Annotated in this window: 3 protein-coding genes and 3 pseudogenes; 5 read left to right on the forward strand and 1 reads right to left on the reverse strand. The window is 46.4% G+C overall.

What is annotated here, in order from left to right:
- A pseudogene (locus H6G00_RS35865) lies at positions 1–129 on the forward strand (IS256 family transposase); the annotation flags it as partial.
- A 48-nt stretch (positions 130–177) separates the two neighbouring features.
- On the forward strand, positions 178–558 hold the full coding sequence (locus tag H6G00_RS31995) for an NAD(P)H-dependent oxidoreductase (protein WP_347278253.1): 381 nt from the start codon (positions 178–180) through the stop codon (positions 556–558).
- Between the two features lie 432 nt (positions 559–990).
- Here the strand turns inward: H6G00_RS31995 and H6G00_RS32000 are convergent, their stop codons facing one another.
- Positions 991–1470, reverse strand: coding sequence for a PPC domain-containing protein (locus H6G00_RS32000; RefSeq protein ID WP_190799828.1), 480 nt, complete (start codon positions 1468–1470; stop codon positions 991–993).
- Between the two features lie 401 nt (positions 1471–1871).
- Here H6G00_RS32000 and H6G00_RS32005 point away from each other — a divergent pair, with 401 nt between their 5' ends.
- The 3 genes and pseudogenes from H6G00_RS32005 to H6G00_RS32015 form a co-directional block, all read left to right on the forward strand.
- The gene (locus H6G00_RS32005) at positions 1872–2492 is read left to right on the forward strand and encodes a hypothetical protein (protein WP_190799829.1); all 621 of its coding nucleotides are present in this window, start codon (positions 1872–1874) and stop codon (positions 2490–2492) included.
- 124 nt (positions 2493–2616) lie between these two features.
- Positions 2617–3254: pseudogene (locus tag H6G00_RS32010) on the forward strand (IS6 family transposase); the annotation flags it as partial.
- A 138-nt stretch (positions 3255–3392) separates the two neighbouring features.
- Positions 3393–3532 (forward strand): annotated as a pseudogene (locus H6G00_RS32015) (IS256 family transposase); the annotation flags it as partial.

Genomic DNA, 3532 nt, shown 5'->3' on the forward strand with positions numbered 1-3532 from the left:
GAATCAGCCTTCAAAGTCATTTACCTAGCCATCCAGAATATTTCCAAAAAATGGACGATGCCGATTCGAGACTGGAGACCTGCTCTAAATCAGTTTGCAATTATGTATGATGACCGCTTTCCTCTCTAAATTTAGATCTTTGACACAGATCTATTTACATACCCTTCCGATGAGTTAGTGGATGAGTTTTTGGCAGCTGATCGGTGTGTGTTCAGCGTGCCGATGTACAACTTCAGCATTCCGTCCAACTTCAAAGCCTACATCGATCAAGTGGTTCGTGTGGGTCGCACATTCACAGAGGAGGAGGGTCAAGTCAAAGGACTTGCGAACGGTAAAAAAGTGTTGTTCATCACATCACGAGGCGCTGAGTTTGGAGCAGGGTCTCCTTATGAAGGATGGGATTGTCAGGAACCTGCGCTCCGGTATGCTTTTCAATTCATGGGTGTGACTGACATTCAGTTCATTCATGCCAATGGTCTAGATCTGGGAGACGAGGCACGAAAACGGGGGCTAGACGAAGCACAATCTAAAATTCAAGAATTAGTTGGCGGTTGGTAGCACCAGCTAGCTAACAAGTCGATAAAGCGGGCAGTTGAGAGATTTTGGTGGTGATGCAAAGGTTATCTGCTGCCGCTTATTTTGGCCGTTAGCCTACACTTTTTTGAAGTTCTTCTTCTTTACGTTACAAGTAGGTAGTATGTCTTCATTTGTCTTAAATCAAGACGGTCGACCAGCAGCCTTTGTGCTGGGTGGTGATAAAGCTATATGGCGTCAATGGACAGATAACACAGGAACATGGGGACCGTGGGTTAGCTTGGGAGGACAGTGGAGCCGCTTTACCGTAGCTACCAACCAAGACGGTCGGCTTACAGTTTTTGCTATCGGCTTAGACAATGTTATGCAGCGCTGCTCCCAGATTGCACCTAATGGTTCATTCGGTGACTGGAGTTCCTTTAGTGGTCAGTGGCAACAACTCGCTGTAGCTACCAATCAAGACGGTCGGCTTACAGTTTTTGCTATCGACTTAGACAATGTTATGCAGCGCTGCTCGCAGACATCTCTTGTCACAGTGCCCACTTGAGTCTCTTTAGGAAGGAGATTGCTAGGCTGAGGATCGGGTGTTGAAGAGAGGTCGAGATCATACCGCACAAGGTTTGAACTAGTTGGGGCATAACGATTGACTCTGGCAAAATAGGTACCAGTTCCAACAGAACGATTGATTGAATCATCAACATTACCGCCTCTAGTAGAGCTTGCAACAAACGGATCAGAGCTATCAAACACTCCATTGCCGTTCTCTCGATATAAAGCCAAGTCAGCATCACCACCTCGAATGTTGTTAAGAGATAGGTTTACCTTACTTGTTCCAACTGTGAACTTAAATACATCAGTCGCATCTTGTGGAGTTACGGAATAGCCATTGCGGCTGATAGGAGTACTCGTTAAAGTGCCAAGCGTGTAGTTAGCCATTGTGTTCTTCCTTTATGTCAATCAGTCACTGGGTTTAGCAAAGTTCTATTGAAGTAGAACCTTATGATTTACAAGATAGGGAGAAACATTAGAAGAATCACGTACTATTTGCGTAGGCTTGAATACAGAGAAATGAATAGTTTATTAACAAAATTACGTTGGAGCTACACAAAAGTGTATTCGGTGACCTCATTTTTTACAGGGGACTAAGCTCGACCTTATCCAATTAGAGAGGAGGAGAGGTAGCAAAATCAGGAAAGCGTTATTGAATTTTGCCTGATGAATTTGCTACTGAAAGAATTTGTGTCGCTGATCCGAATGTTTGCGCCTCTATTTTCCAAGTGAGGTGGGAAGGGGCGGTAGTGTTGCTGGTAGGAGCGATACCTGCCCCTGGAGAACGCATGGTGAGCGCAATCTTACGGGTGATAGGGACTAGGACAGGAGCAACAATTTCAGCGCTGTCATCGCGTGCTCAATCAGGCGGTGTGATCAAACCGTCAAGCCAGTCGGTGCTCTTGCAACAGCTTGTGAGCGGGTTTGCCTCAAGTGCAGTGTTAGTGATAGGAATAGACGACACAATTGAGTGGCGTGGAGGGAAACTAGTTGAGGCACAAGGTATCTACCGGGATCCCGTAGGTTCTAGCCAGAGTCGCTTTGTCAGAATGAGCGGACTGCAATGGTTGAGCCTGATGCTGCTGGTTGAGATTCCTTGGGCAAAGCGGGTTTGGGTACTGCCATTTCTCACGACCCTGACTCCCTTAGAGCGCTATCAACAGCACCAAGGGCAACGGCACAAAACGCCAGTCGAGTGGAGTCAGCAGGTGCTCAAGCAGGTACAAGGAACTTTTACCTCATGGTTGCTCAAATTATTTGATTACCAGAGGGACTGTACTGCCGATTCTCAACCCTCATTTCACAACAAGTCTATTATTGCAATAGTCTCCTCAAATAGGTCAGGATATCGACAAACCTATTCCCCTACTGACATAACCGAATTACTTTTTGGGATTGGAACAGGATAAGTTCCAATTCTGCATTATGGGCTTGCAAGTCTTACCTTAATGCCGAGGATGCGATTGCAGGTTGTGTCGCAAAAACTAGCGAATGGTAAGGTAAGCAGGACGACACTCTTCTCCTTGCCCTCCGATGTCTACTCCTGTTCTGTTTAAGTGGCGGCACTTTCTGCCAGAAATCATCCTGCTGAATGTCCGTTGGTATTGTCGCTACGCCTTGAGCTACCGGGATTTGGAGGAGATGATGCAGGAACGAGGGGTGGAGGTAGACCACTCGACGATCAACCGTTGGGTGCTGAAGTACGCCCTGGGATTGGACAAACAGATTCGACCGCATTTGAAGCCGACGAATGATTCGGGGCGCATGGACGAGACGTATATCGAGATCAAAGGAGTGTGGAAGTATCTGTATCGCGCGGTCGATTCAGAGGGCAATACGCTGGACTGCATGCTGAGCGCCAAGCGAGATGGGAAGGCAGCAGTCCGCTTCTTTCGTAAAGTGCTCAAGGCACAGCATACTCAGACTCCCCGAGTGATTAACGTGGATAAGAATGCCGCTTACCCAGGGGCAATGGAAACACTGAAAGGAGATGAGACGATCATAGAAGAAACCGAGTTACGGCAGAGCAAGTATTTGAATAACGTCATTGAGCAAGACCATCGAAATATCAAGCGTATTGTGAAACCGATGATGGGGTTCAAATCGTTCAATAGTGCCGAAGAACTTTGAACGGAATTGAGGCAATGAATATGATTCGAAAAGGGCAAGTGAAAGGAATCGAACAAGGGAATAGTGTCTCTCAAGCCAAGTTGATTGAAGCAATATTTGGAGTTGGGGATTGTAAATTGAAGTGTGTCAAAGGTCAGAAGTTGAGATCTAATGAACTACTGAACCAGAGATAGAAACACATGACCTTTCAACCTGAACTGCTTGATCAACTGCTACAAAGCTACGAGAAACCCGAAGACCTGTTGGGTGAAGGTGGGATTTTGAAACAATTAACCAAAGCCCTTGTAGAACGCTGCTTAGAGGCAGAAATGAAGACCCA

Origin of the sequence: Leptolyngbya sp. FACHB-541 (genome assembly GCF_014695875.1) — a bacterium.
GTDB lineage: Bacteria > Cyanobacteriota > Cyanobacteriia > Elainellales > Elainellaceae > JAAUTN01.

What these genes read in the sequence shown, in the direction of transcription:
- H6G00_RS32000 (WP_190799828.1), bottom strand. Translation starts at nt 1,470, where the DNA reads ATGGCTAACTACACGCTTGGCACTTTAACGAGTACTCCTATCAGCCGC.
- H6G00_RS32005 (WP_190799829.1), top strand. Translation starts at nt 1,872, where the DNA reads ATGGTGAGCGCAATCTTACGGGTGATAGGGACTAGGACAGGAGCAACA.